The sequence below is a fragment of the Sporosarcina sp. NCCP-2222 genome, from assembly GCF_023168145.1.
In the GTDB taxonomy this organism is placed as follows: Bacteria; Bacillota; Bacilli; order Bacillales_A; family Planococcaceae; genus Sporosarcina.
Genome location: NZ_BQYK01000006.1, coordinates 219,183 through 237,410, shown reverse-complemented (window position 1 = coordinate 237,410; position 18,228 = coordinate 219,183). Strand labels below are relative to the sequence as shown.

16 protein-coding genes are annotated in these 18,228 nt (G+C 47.4%); 4 read left to right on the top strand and 12 right to left on the bottom strand.

Annotated elements, in window-relative coordinates; genetic code table 11:
- Positions 1 to 289: 289 nt before the first annotated feature.
- Complete coding sequence (locus tag NCCP2222_RS14480) at positions 290 to 502, bottom strand: hypothetical protein (protein ID WP_248513054.1); 213 nt, start codon at positions 500 to 502, stop codon at positions 290 to 292.
- A 157-nt stretch (positions 503 to 659) separates the two neighbouring features.
- Between NCCP2222_RS14480 and NCCP2222_RS14475 the strand changes: the two genes are divergently transcribed.
- Positions 660 to 1,463, top strand: coding sequence for an alpha/beta fold hydrolase (locus NCCP2222_RS14475; protein WP_248513053.1), 804 nt, complete (start codon positions 660 to 662; stop codon positions 1,461 to 1,463).
- A gap of 2 nt (positions 1,464 to 1,465) precedes the next feature.
- Positions 1,466 to 2,407: a GGDEF domain-containing protein gene (locus NCCP2222_RS14470; protein ID WP_248513052.1), complete on the top strand. Its 942-nt coding sequence runs from the start codon at positions 1,466 to 1,468 to the stop codon at positions 2,405 to 2,407.
- A 52-nt stretch (positions 2,408 to 2,459) separates the two neighbouring features.
- Here NCCP2222_RS14470 and NCCP2222_RS14465 read toward each other — a convergent pair whose 3' ends face one another.
- On the bottom strand, positions 2,460 to 3,254 hold the full coding sequence (locus tag NCCP2222_RS14465; RefSeq protein WP_248513051.1) for a YflT domain-containing protein: 795 nt from the start codon (positions 3,252 to 3,254) through the stop codon (positions 2,460 to 2,462).
- 214 nt (positions 3,255 to 3,468) lie between these two features.
- Between NCCP2222_RS14465 and NCCP2222_RS14460 the strand changes: the two genes are divergently transcribed.
- Together NCCP2222_RS14460 and NCCP2222_RS14455 are read left to right on the top strand one after the other, a co-directional pair.
- Positions 3,469 to 7,290: a DEAD/DEAH box helicase gene (locus NCCP2222_RS14460; RefSeq protein WP_248513050.1), complete on the top strand. Its 3,822-nt coding sequence runs from the start codon at positions 3,469 to 3,471 to the stop codon at positions 7,288 to 7,290.
- The gene (locus NCCP2222_RS14455; protein ID WP_248513049.1) at positions 7,291 to 8,025 is read left to right on the top strand and encodes a hypothetical protein; all 735 of its coding nucleotides are present in this window, start codon (positions 7,291 to 7,293) and stop codon (positions 8,023 to 8,025) included.
- 98 nt (positions 8,026 to 8,123) lie between these two features.
- Here NCCP2222_RS14455 and nikR read toward each other — a convergent pair whose 3' ends face one another.
- From nikR to ureC, 10 genes are all read right to left on the bottom strand, one after another.
- On the bottom strand, positions 8,124 to 8,543 hold the full coding sequence (gene nikR / locus NCCP2222_RS14450; RefSeq protein ID WP_248513048.1) for a nickel-responsive transcriptional regulator NikR: 420 nt from the start codon (positions 8,541 to 8,543) through the stop codon (positions 8,124 to 8,126).
- A 10-nt stretch (positions 8,544 to 8,553) separates the two neighbouring features.
- Entirely contained in the window at positions 8,554 to 10,122 is a 1,569-nt protein-coding gene (locus tag NCCP2222_RS14445; protein WP_248513047.1) for an ABC transporter substrate-binding protein, read from the bottom strand.
- Entirely contained in the window at positions 10,106 to 11,734 is a 1,629-nt protein-coding gene (locus tag NCCP2222_RS14440; protein ID WP_248513046.1) for an ATP-binding cassette domain-containing protein, read from the bottom strand. The genes NCCP2222_RS14445 and NCCP2222_RS14440 overlap by 17 nt, the downstream gene beginning before the upstream one ends.
- Positions 11,731 to 12,564, bottom strand: coding sequence for an ABC transporter permease (locus NCCP2222_RS14435; RefSeq protein WP_248513045.1), 834 nt, complete (start codon positions 12,562 to 12,564; stop codon positions 11,731 to 11,733). The genes NCCP2222_RS14440 and NCCP2222_RS14435 overlap by 4 nt, the downstream gene beginning before the upstream one ends.
- The gene (locus NCCP2222_RS14430) at positions 12,561 to 13,535 is read right to left on the bottom strand and encodes an ABC transporter permease (protein ID WP_248513044.1); all 975 of its coding nucleotides are present in this window, start codon (positions 13,533 to 13,535) and stop codon (positions 12,561 to 12,563) included. Before NCCP2222_RS14430 ends, NCCP2222_RS14435 begins: the two co-directional genes overlap by 4 nt.
- A gap of 567 nt (positions 13,536 to 14,102) precedes the next feature.
- Positions 14,103 to 14,927, bottom strand: coding sequence for an urease accessory protein UreD (locus tag NCCP2222_RS14425; RefSeq protein ID WP_248513043.1), 825 nt, complete (start codon positions 14,925 to 14,927; stop codon positions 14,103 to 14,105).
- 1 nt (position 14,928) lies between these two features.
- Positions 14,929 to 15,540 carry an urease accessory protein UreG gene (gene ureG, locus NCCP2222_RS14420; RefSeq protein ID WP_248513042.1) on the bottom strand — a complete coding sequence of 204 codons (612 nt, stop codon included), beginning with the start codon at positions 15,538 to 15,540 and terminating at the stop codon, positions 14,929 to 14,931.
- Positions 15,541 to 15,570: 30 nt separating this feature from the next.
- Positions 15,571 to 16,257 carry an urease accessory protein UreF gene (locus NCCP2222_RS14415; RefSeq protein ID WP_248513041.1) on the bottom strand — a complete coding sequence of 229 codons (687 nt, stop codon included), beginning with the start codon at positions 16,255 to 16,257 and terminating at the stop codon, positions 15,571 to 15,573.
- Positions 16,250 to 16,705, bottom strand: coding sequence for an urease accessory protein UreE (ureE, locus tag NCCP2222_RS14410; protein WP_248513040.1), 456 nt, complete (start codon positions 16,703 to 16,705; stop codon positions 16,250 to 16,252). Before ureE ends, NCCP2222_RS14415 begins: the two co-directional genes overlap by 8 nt.
- 12 nt (positions 16,706 to 16,717) lie before the next feature.
- Positions 16,718 to 18,228 (bottom strand): urease subunit alpha (gene ureC / locus NCCP2222_RS14405; protein WP_248513039.1); only part of this gene is annotated, 1,511 nt, incomplete at its 5' end.

The following is an 18,228-nucleotide window of genomic DNA, read 5'->3' as shown; positions in this document are numbered from 1 at the left end:
CGGATGGGACTGCCTATCGGCGTACCGGCAGGTTATCGAGGAGCAGAAGGAAGATTATTTACGCGCCGCCAGAAGCAACTGCTTCATTTGTGGAAGGCCCGTCGCTCGTGTAAATTACGAAAGTGGTAGGACAAGCGACCCGATAAAGTGAATTATCTCTTATGCTTGCACACTTCTTTGCCTTTTCACCTCCTTCCTTTTGGCAAGGAACGTGACTCGGCTCCCTATACAGTTTAGCCTCAGGGGATTTTCCTCTGAGGCTCTTTCTTTTATTCGCTTGAAAAATAAATTATTTTTTTGTCCTGAAGTATTCAGCTACTTGGGTAACTCTCACATTTCCGGTGTCGAGTTCGTGGTAAATGCCGCGGCTGTCTGTGAAGGAAATGAATCGGTTTCGTTCGCTTTGAACCAGTGCGATGGCTTGTTCCATTGTCTCTATATGGATGAAACGTCGGATATAATGATCTTCATCAAAGAAGTAAGTGATTTTGAATTCTCTCACTGTTATTCATCTCCTAAGGTGTGTAAAGGTACGTACATCGTACTGAAATGACAGCCCTTATTGCAAGCGTAATGAATGTTCAAATATCACATGAAATGTCTATCATCCTTGTGATAGAATGTAAGCAATAAAAACTACAGCTAAAGGATGAAAATGATTGAGCATTAAACAACGAAATCATGTAACGGTTCTTGGGAATGGAGAAAAGACGATAGTTTTCGCTCACGGTTTTGGTTGCGACCAAACGGTCTGGAACCGGATTGGGCCCGCGTTTGAAAAAGACTATCGCATCGTATTGTTCGATTATACCGGTTCGGGAAGGAGCGATAAGTCGCTGTATTCCAGTGAGCGGTACAGTTCACTAGACGGCTATGCATTAGACTTGGTCGAGATTGCGGATGAAATGAATCTGTCCGATGTGATTTTCGTGGGACATTCCGTTTCCAGTATGATCGGCGCAATCGCCTCGATTCAGCGACCGCATCTGATGGACCGATTGATTATGATAGGTCCATCGCCACATTATATGAACGATGGTGATTATAAAGGTGGATTTGAACGAGAGGACATCAATGAATTGCTGGATATGATGGAGCTGAATTACAAGGAATGGGCCAAATATTTGGCACCCGTCGTTATGAAAAATGAGGAACGTCCAGAGCTTGCCTCTAACTTTGAAAGGACCTTAAGTGAAAATGATCCGGTCATTGCAAGGCGATTTGCGGAAGTGACATTTACATCAGATTTACGAGACCGCTTGGCACAGGTTTCAGTTCCAACTTTAATTTTGCAGACGCGCGAAGATGCCATTTCGCCGATTGAAGTTGGTGAATATGTGCATGAACATATTAAAGGCAGTGAATTTGTCTTAATGAATGCGAGAGGTCACAATCCGCACATTAGCGATCCGGAAGAAACCATTCAAGTAATTCGGGATTATCTCAATGGAGACAGAAAGTAACAATGAATGAGCAATTGAATTTTGCTCCGTGCGGCTATTTGGTTCTAACAGAGAATTGGGAAATAACGAAGATGAACCAGACGCTGCGTGATATGCTTGGCAGTGAGCGTACGCCAGTAAACATGCGCGATATCATGACGGTTCCTTCGAAGATCTATTTCCAGACATATTTCGTGCCGGCTCTCCATATACACGGACGGGTAGATGAACTTCACTTGACATTAAAAGGGAAAGAGGGTTCGCTTCCAGTATTAATGAGCGCACGCGAGCGAAATGGCTTGTATGAATGCGCCCTTATGCAGATAACTGTCCGTGAGGAATATGAAAATGAATTGCTTATGGCGAAACGGAATGCAGAACAAATTCAGCAAGAAACCGAAAAAGCGTACAAGACGTTACTTGGTTTGATGAATGAGGTTCAGCAGAAGCAGCAAGAATTAGTTGAACTGAACCATCGCCTGCAGACAATGGCGACGACAGATCCGTTAACTGGATTATTTAATCGCCGGGTATTTCAAGAGAGACTGGCTGAACAAGTGGAAGAGGCGAATAGGGAGCAGAGGGTCTTTTCCATTATGATTTTTGATATTGATCATTTTAAGAACGTGAACGATACATATGGCCACAATGTTGGGGACGAGGTACTAAAAGAACTGGCTATCAAAATGAAGGAGCTAACCCCTGCACAATATTCAGCTGCCCGGATTGGTGGAGAAGAATTTGCCATTATCCTCAAAGGGGCAGAGCGGGGGATTTCATTTGCATTTGCGGAACAGCTGCGGACTTACGTCGAAGATTCTAGCTGGCACAGCAAACCAGTTACAGTTAGTATTGGAATCGCAACCTATCAGAAGGGCGATACTGCGGAAAGTATATATATCCGTGCGGATAGCGCCTTGTATAAATCCAAACGCTCTGGCCGAAATCGCGTCACCAGTTCTTAAATTTGCTGATCGAAATAAGGTCCAAGTCCCTTAAACAGGGCTTGGACCTTGTTTAATGCTCATCTTTTCGCGGGATGTTACGCAAATCAATAATAATGGGTTCTATCTTCTTACGATCAGTCAACGAGGGAGGAATGGTATATTCATCGGTCGTCGCTTCTTCCGCTATCGCGTCCTGGCGATCCATCTGGCTTTCTTGGAAAGCTTTCGGTACGATGTTGATCTGTTCTTCTGCGCTGTGATTATCTTCAATTTGATGCTCATAGTAATCGCGGATCAATTCCTTCTCGCGATCGCTTTGCGGATATCCCCGGGTAGCGGCTTCTCGGGATGTGTTATGATCTCCTTCATATCTAGTATGATCAAACAGCGCTTCGCGACCTTTACGGCCGACTGGATTTTGTTCATTCGCTTCTTCCTGCTCTAGGGGTGATTCTCCTGGTAGCACTTCGATTGGATCAAACGGATTTTCCTCCTGCTCGTTCTGTTGCTCGGCATGGACTTCATATACGGTTTTTTCCACTGTCCCATCAACATACACCACATATTTCCCCATCGCGACTTCCTCGTAATATTGTTTTGCCTCTGAGGAATCAAATCCTGCTTCTACAAGCATCGTTTCGATCCGGTCCTCCCCTGAAAGAAAACCGATAAACTGGTCAAACCAAGATGATGGTTCTGACTGGATTTCCTCAGATGTACGATGCCGCAAAGCTGAAACTGTCGTCTCATCTTTTGAGATCACGCATATACGTGACGGGTCAATCCCTTTATGAGCCAATTCATTAATTTTAGAAGTCATCTCATCTATATTGTCATACAGTCCAATAAATGTCTTTTCTTTCATGGCTTGCACCTCCTTTATTCCTTACTCACTAATTACCCGCCTTGCCACAAAGGAAAACTCAGGAAGGAGAACCAACCACTGAAGAAGGGTAGCGGAAGAGGGCAGATACTTCCTGACATGATTCGAGAAAAAAGGACTTTCCACATACAAATGAACCCCGATTTTGTTGTATGATAGAACGTATGACTTCATTTTTTGAGGAAGGAGAATGTCAATGGAACAGATCAAGGCTGCATGCCGCTTGGAACTGACTCAGCGGGCTCGGAAAGAGATCGGCAGATGGGTGCTCGATGAAGTGAGCTTTTTTGCCATGCAAGATTATTTTGATGTCTACATAGAAAAAATGCCTGCCAAACAGGATGTTATGACGTTCTCCTTCTTCTTTGACAATGAAACGAACGGTCCGTTATGCAGGCTGCTCGATGACCGAGTTGCCGTCCTGGAATGCGTCATGAAAAATGAAGGGTTCGTCGCCATTTCATTCCGTGTGAAAGGCAGAAGGGAGCCGGTTCGGACAAATCGCCGTTTGCCGGCACGGCTGAAATTCCAAGTGGGCAAAGCCGGAAAGCCGATGCCGATTCAGCTGTACACAAGATTGCGGGAACTGCCAATCGCCGAGGAGCGGTCCGCCTATGTGGAAAAAAGGATTTCCAGCTGGGAAGGCTATTTGCGGATTGAAGAAAAGAATGCTGACGTTGCAGATATTACAGCCCGCTTCTCTGAAGTGGCCGTCAATGAGGACTTTACCCAGGCCACTTTCACATGCGGTGGATTGGAAGCGAAAGATTGGAATGCGATTTCCGGCTTCAGTGCGAAATGGAAAGGTTCCGGCGACGATTTTGGATTTGTTATCGACGTCAATCGGGCGAAACGGAAAGTGAAAATTGAGCTAAAGCGGCATTATCAGGCACTTGCCCGTCGAGGTTCGCTCGTCCCGGCCATGAAGGAGAAGGAACTGGTATTCAGCAATTTTGCCGAATTAAGCCAGATCAGGAGATTGCGTAAAGGGTTTAAAGATTTGCAGGACGGATTTGCTGCCAATCAAAACTTGGAGAAGATTCTTTTTGAAGAACGTCCTGTTGTACAAATTACGAAAAAAAAAGCAGAGCTTGATTTCCATCATCCTCTCAATGAATTCCAACGGGAAGCCGTTGTCGGCGCCATGTCGGCAAACGATATTTATGTCATCCAAGGACCTCCGGGAACAGGAAAAACGACGGTCATCTCGGAATTATGTCACCAGCTTGTAAAAGCCGGCATGCGGACGCTTGTCGCTTCGCAGTCCAATCTTGCTGTCGATAATGCACTTGGCCGTCTGCTTTCGGATCCCGGCATCCGAATATTGCGCTACGGCCGGACTGAAAGTATTGAAGAGGAAGGTAAGCGGTTCATTGAAGAAAATGTAGCTCACCATTGGAAGGAAGAGACACTGGCCGCCGTAAATGGGCAGCGAAAAGACCGTGCCGATAGATTAGCTGTCATTGCCAAAGAAATCGATGAATGCAAACAGGCATTAGAGAAATATAAGGCAGAGCTGGCGGAGTTGGAAGAGGCGAAGAAGAGAAGGCGGGTTGCGAAACAGGAGCACGAAGCACAGTCGGCTGATTTGCAGGCAGTGGAGCTGCAAGTAAAAGAGACTACCCGGCAGGCACAGGAGTTGGAGCGAGAACAATCTCGCATTGGCGACGAATTGAAACGGCTTGCCGAAACAACAGCCCGTCTTGAAATGGACATCGAATCATTACATTTGAATGATCACGAGAAACTGGAAATGGATGCTGTCAAAGGAAAAGTAGATGCAAACGGAAAAATCATGCGCTTCTATGAGACGAAAGAAGCGATGGAGGCAGCGAAGCGCATTCTTGAAAAGATCAGCAGCGACTTGCGTGAGAATGCCGAGCGCAGTAATGTTCACAGCAAACTGAGAGAAGAGATTGCGGCTGTTCAGGGGTTGCCGGATTTATTGGAGAAAGTAAAGGCCTTTCGATATGATCCATCATTGCCGCTTAAGCTTGAAATAAACTCCCTGCATAAACATTTGAAGACGATTGGGACAGGCACTTACTCATACGAATTCGAAGAATGGAAAGGCGTTTTTGAACGGCTTGAAAATGGCATTTCCTTTTTAGAGGATGTGCTTAAGAAAAATGGCTTTCCGTTCACTACTCTCCCGAGCAAAGATAGCGATTTGTACCGGACTGCCGATGAGATGCATGATATGATCGATGCTATCGGGCGTTTCATTAAAACGAAAAGCCCCTTAATCCCGAAGCTCCCGCCTGAGCAAAAAGCGGCTCTTCTAAACCGGGTTGCTGAGAATCTCACTTACTTGTACGGCAAGCTGGATGAAGTGACCGGCCATGCGTCTCGTATTAAGGAGGCAGCGCAGGAACAGGCCAAGTTGATGTTCAACTCAATCAAAAAGGAGCTTGTCGCAGAACTCAGGGATTTAATCGGCCAATTGGAGCGCGATGTTTCCGAGCTTGAGAAGGATCACGCGAACCATACTGCCCAATGGGAGCTGCTGACACAGGAACACGATGAATTGGCACCAGAAGTAACTGGCCATGACGAACTCGTTGTTGTCCAGGCAGAGCTCGAGGAAGGGGTAAAGAGGCTGGCTCAGTATGAGGACCGGCTCGCCAAGCTCCACGAGTCTGAAGTGCAGCTGGAAAAGGAACGCAGCTGCCTCAATGATGAGACTGTCAACCTCGAATCCACTCAAACTCAGCTGGAAACACTGCGTCAGAAGCATGCCGAATTGGAGGAGAAAGCTGCCCAGCATGCCGCTGTTTTGGCGTCTCTCGAAGAAGTGATCCAGACGAATCCGGACGAACGCATCGCGCAAGTCCACGCGGAAATGAAGGTCTTGAATGAAACGATACGACAACTGAATGACGAACAGGCACATTTGCCGCTCGCCGTAGAGCTGCAGGATGAATGGAGCAAGTTGCTCGAGGAAGCGGGCGACTACGATCTCGATGAAATCCGAAAGCTCTATGTCCGACATGCCAATGTAATTGGAACGACATGTGTCGCTTCGGCTCGGAAGGAATTCATGGAGGACTACCCGACATTCGACGTCGTCATTATCGATGAAGTTTCTAAAGCAACACCTCCGGAATTACTGCTGCCAATGCTGAAAGGAAAGAAAATTGTCTTAGTCGGTGATCATCATCAGTTGCCGCCGCTTGTCGGCAGGGAGACAATGGAAGAATTTATTGAAGAAATCAAAGATGACAAGGAAAAGAATGAGCTGCGGAACATGCTGAAAGAATCGCTGTTCGAGCGTTTATTCCGAACACTGCCGAAGCAGAACAAGACGATGCTCGGCATTCAATACCGGATGCACGAAGAAATCATGGAGACAATTACGCCGTTTTATGCGGAAGGGCAGTACCGGCTTCAATGTGGGTTAGCTGATTCGGACAGTACACGCGATCATTTATTATCATCCCGGTTCATTGAGCGGAAAAATCATCTTCTTTGGTTCGACATGCCGAATGAATCTGCATTCTTTGAGGCCCAAGTGAAAGGCGGAACGAGTCTGTATAATGAAGCTGAGCTCCGCACGATCCGCGAATTGCTAATGGATATCGATGCCGCCACGGTAAATGCAATTGAAGAAGGGCGGCTGGCGCCGGATGCAAAGAAGAGCGTTGGAGTGATCAGCTTTTACGGGGAACAGGTGAAGCGTATCGATCGGCTCATTGAGCAGGATGTCATGCCGAAGCATCTGCATTGCCGCACGGGCTCGGTCGATAAATTCCAAGGTATGGAGATGGATATTATCATTCTCAGCTTTGTTCGAAATCACGATCAGCCAAGCGGGACAATCGGCTTTGCGGAAGATTATCGCCGGTTAAACGTCGCCCTCTCGAGAGCCCGAGAACTATTGATTGTCGTAGGTAGTTCGGAGATGTTCACAAAAAGGCCGAAAAAGGCTGAGACCAAAGCGATGTACAGCCGGCTCGTTGACCGGGTGAAAGTACAGAATGGCTTTAAGGAGCTTGCGCTAATGGAGAGGAAGAATTAAATGGATTTACAAAAGCGGCTGCAAAATGAAGTGTTGCGGAATGCGAATGTAAAACTGCTTGCTTCTGAAACATGGGGACTGCCAGTACATTCCGTTGAAATCACATATGAAACGGTCAAACGGACACCTATGGATATTCTGATGAAAATGCTGCTGATCAGCTTCCGAAAAGGACGTTTCCAAACTGCGGAGGAAGTGAGTCAGATCCTACTGGTGGAATCATTGTTCATCGAAGATATGATTGATGCGATGATAGGGGCCGGTTTGATTGTCAAAAATAAAGATGGGTACTCATTGACGGATGCGGGCAGCCAGCAGCTGGAGAGCGGCATTTATGTGCAATCACCTGAACGGCAAGAGAAAACAGCTTATTTCAGCCCAATTCACAACACGTTTCTGGTAGGAGAAATAAAAGAGTCGAGAGCGAAAAGCTTCCGGCTGACGAACAACGAGTGGCGCACCGACATGATCCCCGAATCGAGTGTACGCGAAATACTCGAAAAGCTACAGGAAGACGAAGAAGAGGAATATGGCCAAACGTCTATCCATGCTGTCAAGTCCGTGACAGAATTAGAGCTCCATTCTGTCGAATGTATCGAATTCCGGCTGCATCAGGTGGCTGACGACCGGATGTATGCACGCGTTTGGAATACGATGACGGGCGAATGGGATCAAGCGCTGGAGCAATTTATTATCGAACAGGAACTGAGCGACTGGCGGAAAACATATAAATAATGAAAGGCAGGCTGCTCTGATAGAGCGAAGCCTGCCTTTTATGTTCATTCGGTATATGTGGGTGAAAAAGATAATGCGTTTAGTACAGCCGGCCTTCTTTAATTTGTTGAAATCGGAGCGACTGTAAATTTCCCATAGGACACGCCTTTCAAACTGGTCAACTGATGACTGAGTGATTGAATGGCGGAGGCTTTCCCTTTCACGACAATCAATTCCAGGCAATTGTCGTGATCGAGGTGGAAATGGGTGGTCGCCAGGATGTGGTCGTGCATACCATGCTGGATTTCAGTCATCTCCTCGAGCAGGTGCTTGTGGGAATGATTGTAGAAAAGAACGATCGATCCAGCGACAACGTCCTCATCCTGTTCCCACGATTGTTGCAGCAGGGCGTCGCGCACGAGATCCCGAACTGCTTCGGAACGGGTTTCATAGCCTCTTGTTTGAATAAGGTGATCAAATTTTGTAAGCAGTCCGCTTTCCATGGATATGCCAAATCGTTTTAATGTTGATTCCGTCATGGCCGCCACCTTATTGAACATCCCAATCTTCAATATTCCAGACAACACCGAAGCCGTGGTGGCCGAGAGTCCGGGTTTCGATGCCGGTCAAGCGGTCATTGGCGGCATAAATGGCGTCCAAATAGACGAGGAAATTAAAAGGTGGATCTTCTGCCAGCGCTTCCTGGAATTCGCCGTACCATTTTTTACGTTCCTCTACGTCATCAGCCGTTCGGGCCGCTTCCAGCAATTGATCGACTTCGGGATTCTGGTAGGCCCCCATATTGTAAAGCCCATCCCCAATTTGACTGCTGTGAAAGAGACGGTACGTATGATCATCGGGGTCATTTTCACTGCCCCAGCCGATCATAAGCGATTCAATAGTGTCTAGGTTAATCGCATCCCAATTGGATGGTTTCGGATGAACGAGCATGCCGTGGGATTTTAATTGTTCGGATACGATATTGGCAAGGGATACCCGTACCGGGTCTGTCGCGATGCTATAGAGATCGAATTCGAATTGTTGTCCATCTTTCTCATACACGCTGTCCTTATTCAACTCCCAGCCTGCTTCTTCCATTAGCTTTTTCGTCATATCCGGATTGTATGGTATTTCGCTGATTTTATCTGATAGCGCCCATGATTTTTGCAGGGGAGAATAGGCCGGCTGCCCTTTGTCATTTAGAATGCCTTTGACGATCGCGTCCCGGTCAATGGCATAATTCATCGCTTGGCGTACAAGCGGATCTTTAAAAATCGGTTTTTTTAGATTGTACATAACGGCCCGGTAATCGGCAGTCTGTATACCATAAATGGTGAGCTTATCTTTCTGTTGAATGGATTTCATTTGATTCGGCCCGAGCAAGGCCAAATCGATTTCGCCTGTTTTCAGTTGAAGCACACGGCTGTTTGCATCCAACACTGGCTTAAAGACGATTTCATCAAGTTTCGGCTTTTTCCCGTAGTACAAATCGTTCCGTTCCAGAGTAATAGTGTGATCCGCATCCCATTGTTTCATTTTGAATGGCCCGTTTCCGACGGGCTGCTGATTGAATGCGTTTTGATTCATATTTTCATTCTCTAGCAGATGCTTAGGCACGATGCCGACTTGCAATTTCCCTAATAAGGCCGGGAAAGGGTTCTTCAATGAAATTTTAACTTGATATGTGTCGAGCACAGTAACGGATTCAATCTCATTGAATTCACCGGCGATCGGTGTGTTAATGGCAGGGTCAGTAATGGCATCCAATGTGAACTTAACATCTTCAGCCGTTACTGGTTCGCCATCTTCCCACTGTGCATCTTCACGCAAAGTAAATGTATAAGTCAGATGATCATCCGAAGTGATCCATGATGCAGCGAGATCAGGCACGATTTCATTGTCCTTTGTCGGCTGGGTCAACCCGCGAAATAAGAGCCGGTCAATTTCCTGTGCATCGGTCAATACCGGGTTGATCTGTTTGATTTCCGCATCCGTTCCGTAAGTGATGCGTTTCTTTTCAGCTGCCACCGAGCTGGAATGGGACGTGCTGCGTCCGCAGGCTGCAAGCAGAAGCAGGCAGCTGATTAGTAATAAAAACAGGTTACGTGCTATGCGCATATTCTGTCTCCCTCTTCTTTTCAAATTCAATTTTAGATTCAGCCGGACAAGATGTTAGAGTCGAAGATAGCAGCCGGTTGGTTTCACTGTTGGAGGATTGCGACAATCTCCTTGGTGTTTCGGTCTCAATGATTTTTCCTTGTGCCATGACAGCGATCCGATGGCAAAGTGTGAGGGCTGCCCGGATGTCGTGCGAGATGAACAGGATGGATGTTCTACGCGTCTCATTAATGCGACGGAGCAATGCGAGCATTTTGGATTGGGAACTTAAATCGAGACTTGCAAAGGGTTCATCCAATACGAGTAATTCAGGCTCCAGCAGCAACGCTCTTGCCAGGGCTACCCGCTGTCTCATCCCTCCGGATAATTCGAATGGAAAAAGAGGGAGGACTGTTTCGTCCAATCCGACTTGTGCCAGGACCGCCAAAATGCTCTCCTTTTTTCTGCTCTCTCCCTTAAACCAATAGTCCGCTCCTTCACCGATGATTTTCTCGACGCTCCACCTTGGGTCAAAGGAAGCGATCGGATCCTGATGAACCCATTGAATCCCTTTTCGAATAGGCATATTTCCACTCCAACGGACTGTACCCCGTTGTGGCTTTTCCAAATGCAATAGCAGGCGGGATAGGGTGCTTTTACCGCTGCCGCTTTCGCCAATCAAACCAAATATTTCATTTTTATGAATGGTAAGGGTCACTTGGCAGACAGCTTGAATCTCCTCTTTTCTGAATCCTCTTCTGCTTAAGTAGGTCTTACTGGCATCTAATAAACAAAGTAATGGCTCTTGAAGGGTGGTGGGCTCAAATTCCAGCCGTTGTCCGGCAGCAGCTAACTGATGATAATGGACTAACAGCGACATCGTATGTGGATGCACAGGAGCAGAGAAGAGTTTCTCCACTGGTGCGGATTCCACAATGGTTCCCTCTTTCATGACTAGCACCTCGTCAGCCATTTCAGCCACTACCCCAAGGTCATGGGTGATGAGCAAAATACTGCCTCCTGTCCTTGCCCGCCATGACTTCATCAACTGCAAAATGTCGGCTTGAACGGGGGGATCCAGCGCGGTAGTCGGCTCATCCGCAATAAGCAGAAGCGGATCCAGAGCCAAGGCGAGCGCCAATTGGACACGCTGTCTCATCCCGCCTGATAATTCGTCCGGATAGGAGGAATAAACGCGTTCGGGATAGGGAAGACGCATTTCTCGCAGAAGATGGAGCGCCTTCGCCTTCGCTTCCTGCCTGGTTAATGCGCTGTGTGCTTTGAAGAGTTCCATGAAGTGCTGGCCAATGGTACGCATCGGGTCGAACGAGCCAAATGTATCTTGGAAAACAAATCCGACCTGAGTGCCGAGGAAATGCCGTTTTGCTTGTCTGCTCATTGAAAACAGGTCGCTTCCTTGAAATTGAGTGGTACCAGATAACCGCTGAATCCCTGCCGGCAGAAGATCAAGCAGCGCTTTGGCAGTCAAGCTTTTCCCTGAACCGCTTTCTCCTATAATGGAGACAATATCGCCTGACGCGACTTGGAAACTGAGATTCTGTACAAGTTGGATGTCGGCCGAGCTCGCTGTACAAATGGTCAGACCTTTGACGGTTAATAGATTTTCTTTCATGTCGATGGCCCTCCTTTCAGTTGCGGCAAGGCGAATCGGTTTTGGAAGTGGTCGCCTAGGAACGTTACGGCAAGGGCAGTTAAGGTGATGCCTAACCCAGGAAACAACGCGACCCACCAGCCGCCCGACAGGATATACGTTTGAACGCCTGACAGCATATTGCCCCAGGATGCTTCATGCGGTGGGATGCCAATGCCGAGAAAGCTTAAGGTGGATTCGGCCAAAATGGAGTGACTTATTCCACTAATCGCCATAACCGCGATGGTCGGCAGTGTTTGGGGAAGCACATGCCGGAGCAATAAATGGCGGGGGGAAGCACCTAGAACTGCAGAGGCTTGAACAAAAATCTCTCCTTTCAACGATAAAACCTCTGTCCGGATCAGACGCGCAACAGGCATCCAGCTCGTCGCGCCTATCAACAGGATGATGGTCAGCACGTTTCTCGGCAGAAAAACTTGCAGGCCGATGATGAGAATGATAGTGGGTATACTCAACAAAGTGTCTACTATACGCATAAGCATCCGGTCGATGAGCCCTCCGGCAAATCCACTCAATGCGCCGTAAGAGACGCCAATTCCAATCGAGATTACCATGGCGTGAAATCCAACGGTCAAAGAAATTCGCCCGCCGTACAGAAGGCGTGACCAAATGTCGCGTCCTAACTCATCTGTTCCGAGTAGATGATTGCGAGACGGCGGTTCCAGGACAGCGGACAAGTCCAATTCCAGGGGTCCGTAGGAAGTAAGAAAAGGGGCGGCTGCCGTCAAAGTGGCGAGTGCTAGCAAGTAACAAGCAGACCACATCGCGATGCTGCACTTCTTGAAGTTCATTTTGCTATCACCTCATTAGTAAAAATTGATCTCCTGATGCGTGGATCCATCCATGCACAAACTAAGTCAATGAGGAAGCTGCCGATGACTACCGTACTCATCGTCAATAAAATGGTGGCCATGATGACGGGGTAGTCGTGGCCAATTGCGGAATCAAGAACCAATCTTCCAAGCCCTGGCCAAGAAAAAATGGATTCGATGACGACTGAACCTCCTAAGGTCAACGTAAAGGACATGCCGACATACGACACAAATGGCACCGAAACATTGGGCAGCAGGTGTCGGAAAACGATTGTTTTAGGAGGAAGTCCACGGACTTTCATAGCCCAAATGAAATCCTTATTTACTGTTAACGCGAGGTGATTGCGCAAAATGCGGATGTAATAACCGATATGGGACAAGGCAAGTACGAGTGAGGGCATAAGCAAATGCTTCAGCCCGTCCAAGAGCCCGTCATGGCCGATTCCTGAGGAGGGAAGGATGCCGAGATAAACGGAACAAACAAGAATTAGCATCAATGCCAACCAAAATGTTGGAATGGACATAAGGAAAAAGCTGCCGATCGTAACCGCGTGATCGATCGCCGAATGTCGTCTTAATCCTGTGATAATCCCTAATACGAGTGAAATGACAACGATCATTCCTGTGGCCGACAGCATAAGAAGAATTGTCGGTCCTGCCGCTCTCCCGATGATTACCTTCACCGGCTCCCCGTTGCTATAGGAATGGCCCAAATCTCCCTGAACTGTATTGCCAAGCCATTTGGCGTATTGAAGGGGAAAGGGCTCGTGGAGTCCTAGGTTTTCGGTAATTCGTTGTTGATCGGCTTCGCTGAGCCGCAAAAATTGCTCACCATACATAGCGACCGCAGGGTCACCCGGCAATAGCCGAATCAAAGCAAAACAAAGCAGACTGCCGAGCAGCAGCGTGGCAATGGTTTCGGTTAACCTTGTAACAATAAAGCGTCTCATGCCATTTCCCTTTCTCTCCATGGAGATCCGTAACACGTTTCAACCAAAACGTGCTACCAACTTACGCGCAGCGAGTGGAAAAAATGACTCTATGTTATGGATAAGGAGGTTGGTTAGTCCAAAACGTTGAAAGAGCCTCGTTCGAACAGGCTGTCGATTCGACAGACGGTCTTGAGAACAACGGGCACTCTAGGAACTATGGAACAAACACCGACCTTGTAGGGGAGAAATGAGGAAGTGGCTTGATTGTTGTGTCTAAGCTCCGATCCGGCTGTCGCGGGTGAAGAGGTAAACATAAGAAGAGCGGGGAAGAGGCATCCCCGCTTAGTCATTGAGAGCGTATGGTTGAGCGCAAGACTAAAGCTGCACAAATCATTGGCGAATCTATAAAGAAAAGTAAAGCTAACCCTTTGACATAATAACTTGTGAATCCGTTGTGGATATGAAGGTTAAACCTGACACAGATCTTGTGCCGAGTAGTTTGCTCGAATTTAGTCTCATGGTCCTCTAGAAAAATTCAGCATTCAAACATAACAAAAGCGGGGAGAAAGCATCCCCGCTGTGTCCTCAATATTTTCGCAAAAAGCTAGGTTGTGTACCGAACCATTCGCTTGTTATGAGTGTATGGCATGTTGAAAAGAGCCTCTCGATCACTTGGGTGGAGTTGGCCATAATTCGGATCGCTACGCCTGGTATCGGCAATTTGGAAAGACCAATTTGATAGGCGTCCGTTTTTTCATACATGGCATCATAGAGCCTGTCTAATAAACTGTTATCGACCTTCTCTCCGATGACGAACATCGAGCCAAGATGTGTATAGCCTTCCATGAAACCTAAACCATGGATTTGCTGGTTGGAAGGGGTTAGTTTCAAGTGATCAAAGACAACTAGTTCGTCTTCCAGGTAGAATTCATTGACCAGCTGAACGAGGTCATAGCTGAAATGCTTACCATCCGGGCACCAGCCGGGCGTAATAATGTCCGAGTACAAAAGCATCGAAGTCCGGTCCATCCGAAAGATGTTCTTCTGTTTGTATTTGGCACCGCGATAGGCGATTAACGGATCAGGCAAGTATTCCAAGTAACTGCCGTCCTTCAAAATGATTTCCGTTTCTTGATAGGCATGATCGGTAGGCGTTTTATAAACTTTTGTGGAGGATTGCGTTGTCAAGGTGGCTCGCGCTTGTTTCTCGAGACTGAACCGCATCTTATATCGGTCTCCATCCAAATAGCCGCCACCCGGGTTCAAAATGTAGTAGCAGACTTGTCCACTCTTGCTAAGGTAGATCGGACGCATCACTTTTAAAGCACCTTGAAAGTACGCGTCCTTTGCAATCGTCCTGCCTTGCTTGTCCTCCAGATTCATCTGGAGTTCTCCCGTCATTTGAACCATATTATGCGAGTCCTTGCAACAGCGCGTTTTCCCGTACCCATTCGATCACTTTGTCCAGCCCATCATCATTTTTTAAGTTTGTGAAAACGAAGGGTTTTTCGCCGCGAAATACTTTTGTATCTGATTCCATGACGTCAAGGCTTGCGCCGACATGGGGAGCCAGATCGGTTTTATTGATAATGAATAAGTCGGATTTGATCATGCCCTGTCCGCCTTTTCTCGGGATTTTTTCGCCTTGGGCCACGTCGATGATATAGATAGAGAAATCGACAAGCTCCGGGCTGAAAGTAGCCGCTAGGTTGTCGCCTCCGCTTTCGACGAAAATGAGCTGCACATCCGGGTGGCGTTCCTTCAGCTCATCGATCGCGGCAAAGTTCATAGAAGCATCTTCTCTGATGGCAGTATGCGGACAGCCGCCTGTCTCCACACCGATAATCCGATCTTCAGGGAGCACACCGTTTTGCATGAGGAACTTCGCATCCTCTTTTGTATAAATATCATTCGTCACAACAGCCATACTTATGTCATCCGCCATATGGCGGGTCAGCTTCTCCACAAGCATGGTTTTTCCGGCTCCTACTGGACCGCCTACTCCGATTTTAATCGGTTCCATCCTATCACTTCCTTTTTTTATAGTTCGTAGCTATGACATGAAAATTCGGATGCCGACCCGTTCATGCTGCATTTGTGCGAGCTCCAATCCAGGTGAGACAATACCGAAATCATCTTGTTCAATCTGCTTTATTTTTTCTACTGCATCCAATAGGGTAGGTTGAAACTGTTGAATGACTTGCTGTCCTGCCGTTTGTCCGAGAGGAATAGCACGCACTGCGTTTTGGACGAGACTGGTAACCACCGAATATAAATAATAGAGAATGGTGGATTCGGATGAAACGCCTAGATGGTGTCCGACGATCGTGAAGACGATGGCGGGATGCCCATTCGATCTTTTCTCCTGAATCCTTTTGGCGTATGTAGACAAAAGGGGGATGTCGTAAAGGGATTCAATCAGCATCGACATCCGTTCGCCAATTCGCTTCGTCCCTTCCCGCGATTCTCTCGGGAGGTTTTGGACCGTAAGCAGACGGTCCATCTCCCAAATACGTTCATCGTTCTCTTCCACCAGAGCAGCGTACACAATTTGGCAAGCCAGGCCGTCAGAATAAACGAGTTGCTCATTTACGTAGACAGTAAGCCATTGCTGGAAAGAAGCTTGATCATAGATTTGATCCTCTTGAATATACGTTTCCATCCCGTACGAGTGGCTGAATGCACCCGTTGGAAAATTGGAATCGCATAATTGGAGCAGCGAAAGAAGATTTTCAGTCATGGCTATGTCCGATATGGCGGAACGCTTTTTTTAATTTCCGCTCTTCTCTCTTAAAGGGAATGGTTAGCTCCTGCAGGAGTTCTTCCACGAGATAATCATATTGGACAAGCATTTCATCTCCTTCGAATTGAGCAGGAAGGTGGCGGTTGCCCAGCTGGTGAGCAATCGTTCCCATCTCATGCATGGAGCGCGGTTGGATGACAAGCAAGTCGTCCGACATGACATCGACCATTATGATGTTATGGTCATCCATGAATAGGATGTCACCGGCAATCAAATCACGTGGGTTGCGCAGACGGATGCCAAGTTCTTTTCCGTGATCTGTTTTAACGCGCTGGATTCGTTTTACGAGATCGCCGCTTTCGAGATAGACCTTCTCGATATGGCGTTTATGGAGTTCTTCGTGATCCAGTTGATCCACATTTGCTACAACTGATTCAATTATCAATTTGCCTTCACCTCAAAATAGGAAATATCGTTGTCCCATCGGTACTTCTTTTGTTGGCTCTGACGTAATTCGCTGGCCATTGACAAATACCTCATACGTCTGGGGATCTACTTTCAATTCAGGTGTTTCAGAATTCAATTTCATATCTTTTTTCGTTAATGTACGGATTCCTCGGACTGGTAAAATCATCTTTTGAAGCCCAAGCTGCTCATGGATTTTATTATCAAAAGCCGCTTGAGATAAGAAGGTAATGGAAGATTTCCCTAAAGCTTTTCCGAATTGAGCATACATCGGGCGATAAATGACGGGTTGCGGCGTCGGAATGGAAGCATTTGCATCGCCCATCAAGCTTTGGACAATAAAGCCATTTTTCAGTACCATTTCAGGCTTCACACCAAAAAATGCAGGCTCCCAAATGACCAGGTCTGCAATTTTGCCAACTTCGATAGAACCGACGTACTCGGATACGCCGTGAGTAATGGCAGGGTTGATTGTATATTTGGCAATATATCGTTTTACCCGGTTGTTATCGCAGAGCTCTCGGTCGCCTTCCAAATAGCCCCGGTCTTTTTTCATCTTGTGGGCGGTTTGCCATGTGCGAAGCACGACCTCTCCGACACGGCCCATCGCCTGGGCATCGGAGCTCGTCATACTGAAGACACCCATGTCCTGCAATATATCTTCCGCGGCAATCGTCTCTCTCCTAATTCGGGAATCTGCGAATGCAACATCTTCGGGTACAGAAGGATTTAAATGGTGACACACCATTAACATGTCCAAATGCTCGTCAAGCGTGTTCACTGTAAACGGCAAAGTCGGACTTGTGGAGGAAGGCAGGACATTCATATAACTCGCCGATTCAATCAAGTCAGGTGCATGTCCGCCACCTGCTCCTTCTGTGTGATACATATGGATAACACGATTTTTCAATGCTGCCATTGTATTTTCGACAAATCCGCTTTCATTCAGCGTGTCGGCATGCAGTGCGACTTGGACATCATATTCGTCGGCGACCCGCAGGGTATAATCGATGGCGGATGGTGTAGCACCCCAGTCTTCATGGACTTTCAAACCGATGACGCCAGCCCGCACCTGTTCAGCTAGCGGTTCCCCAGTTGCTGCTTGCCCTTTGCCTGTCAATCCGACGTTAATGGGCAATCCGTCAACTGCTTCGAGCATGCGGTGGATGTTCCATACGCCCGGCGTGGAAGTAGTTGCTCTGGAACCCGCTGAAGGACCTGTCCCTCCGCCAATCAACGTAGTCAATCCGGAAGCCAACGCGTGTTCAACCTGCTCAGGATTAATGAAATGGACGTGGGTATCCAGTCCGCCTGCTGTGACAATTTTGCCTTCGCCTGCAATAATTTCCGTTCCTGAGCCGATGACGATATCAACGCCATCCATTACCAGTGGATTTCCTGCTTTCCCGATAGCGGCAATTTTTCCGTCCCGGATCCCGATATCCGCTTTATAGATTCCGGTGTAATCCACGATAATGATATTCGTAATGACGACATCAGGAA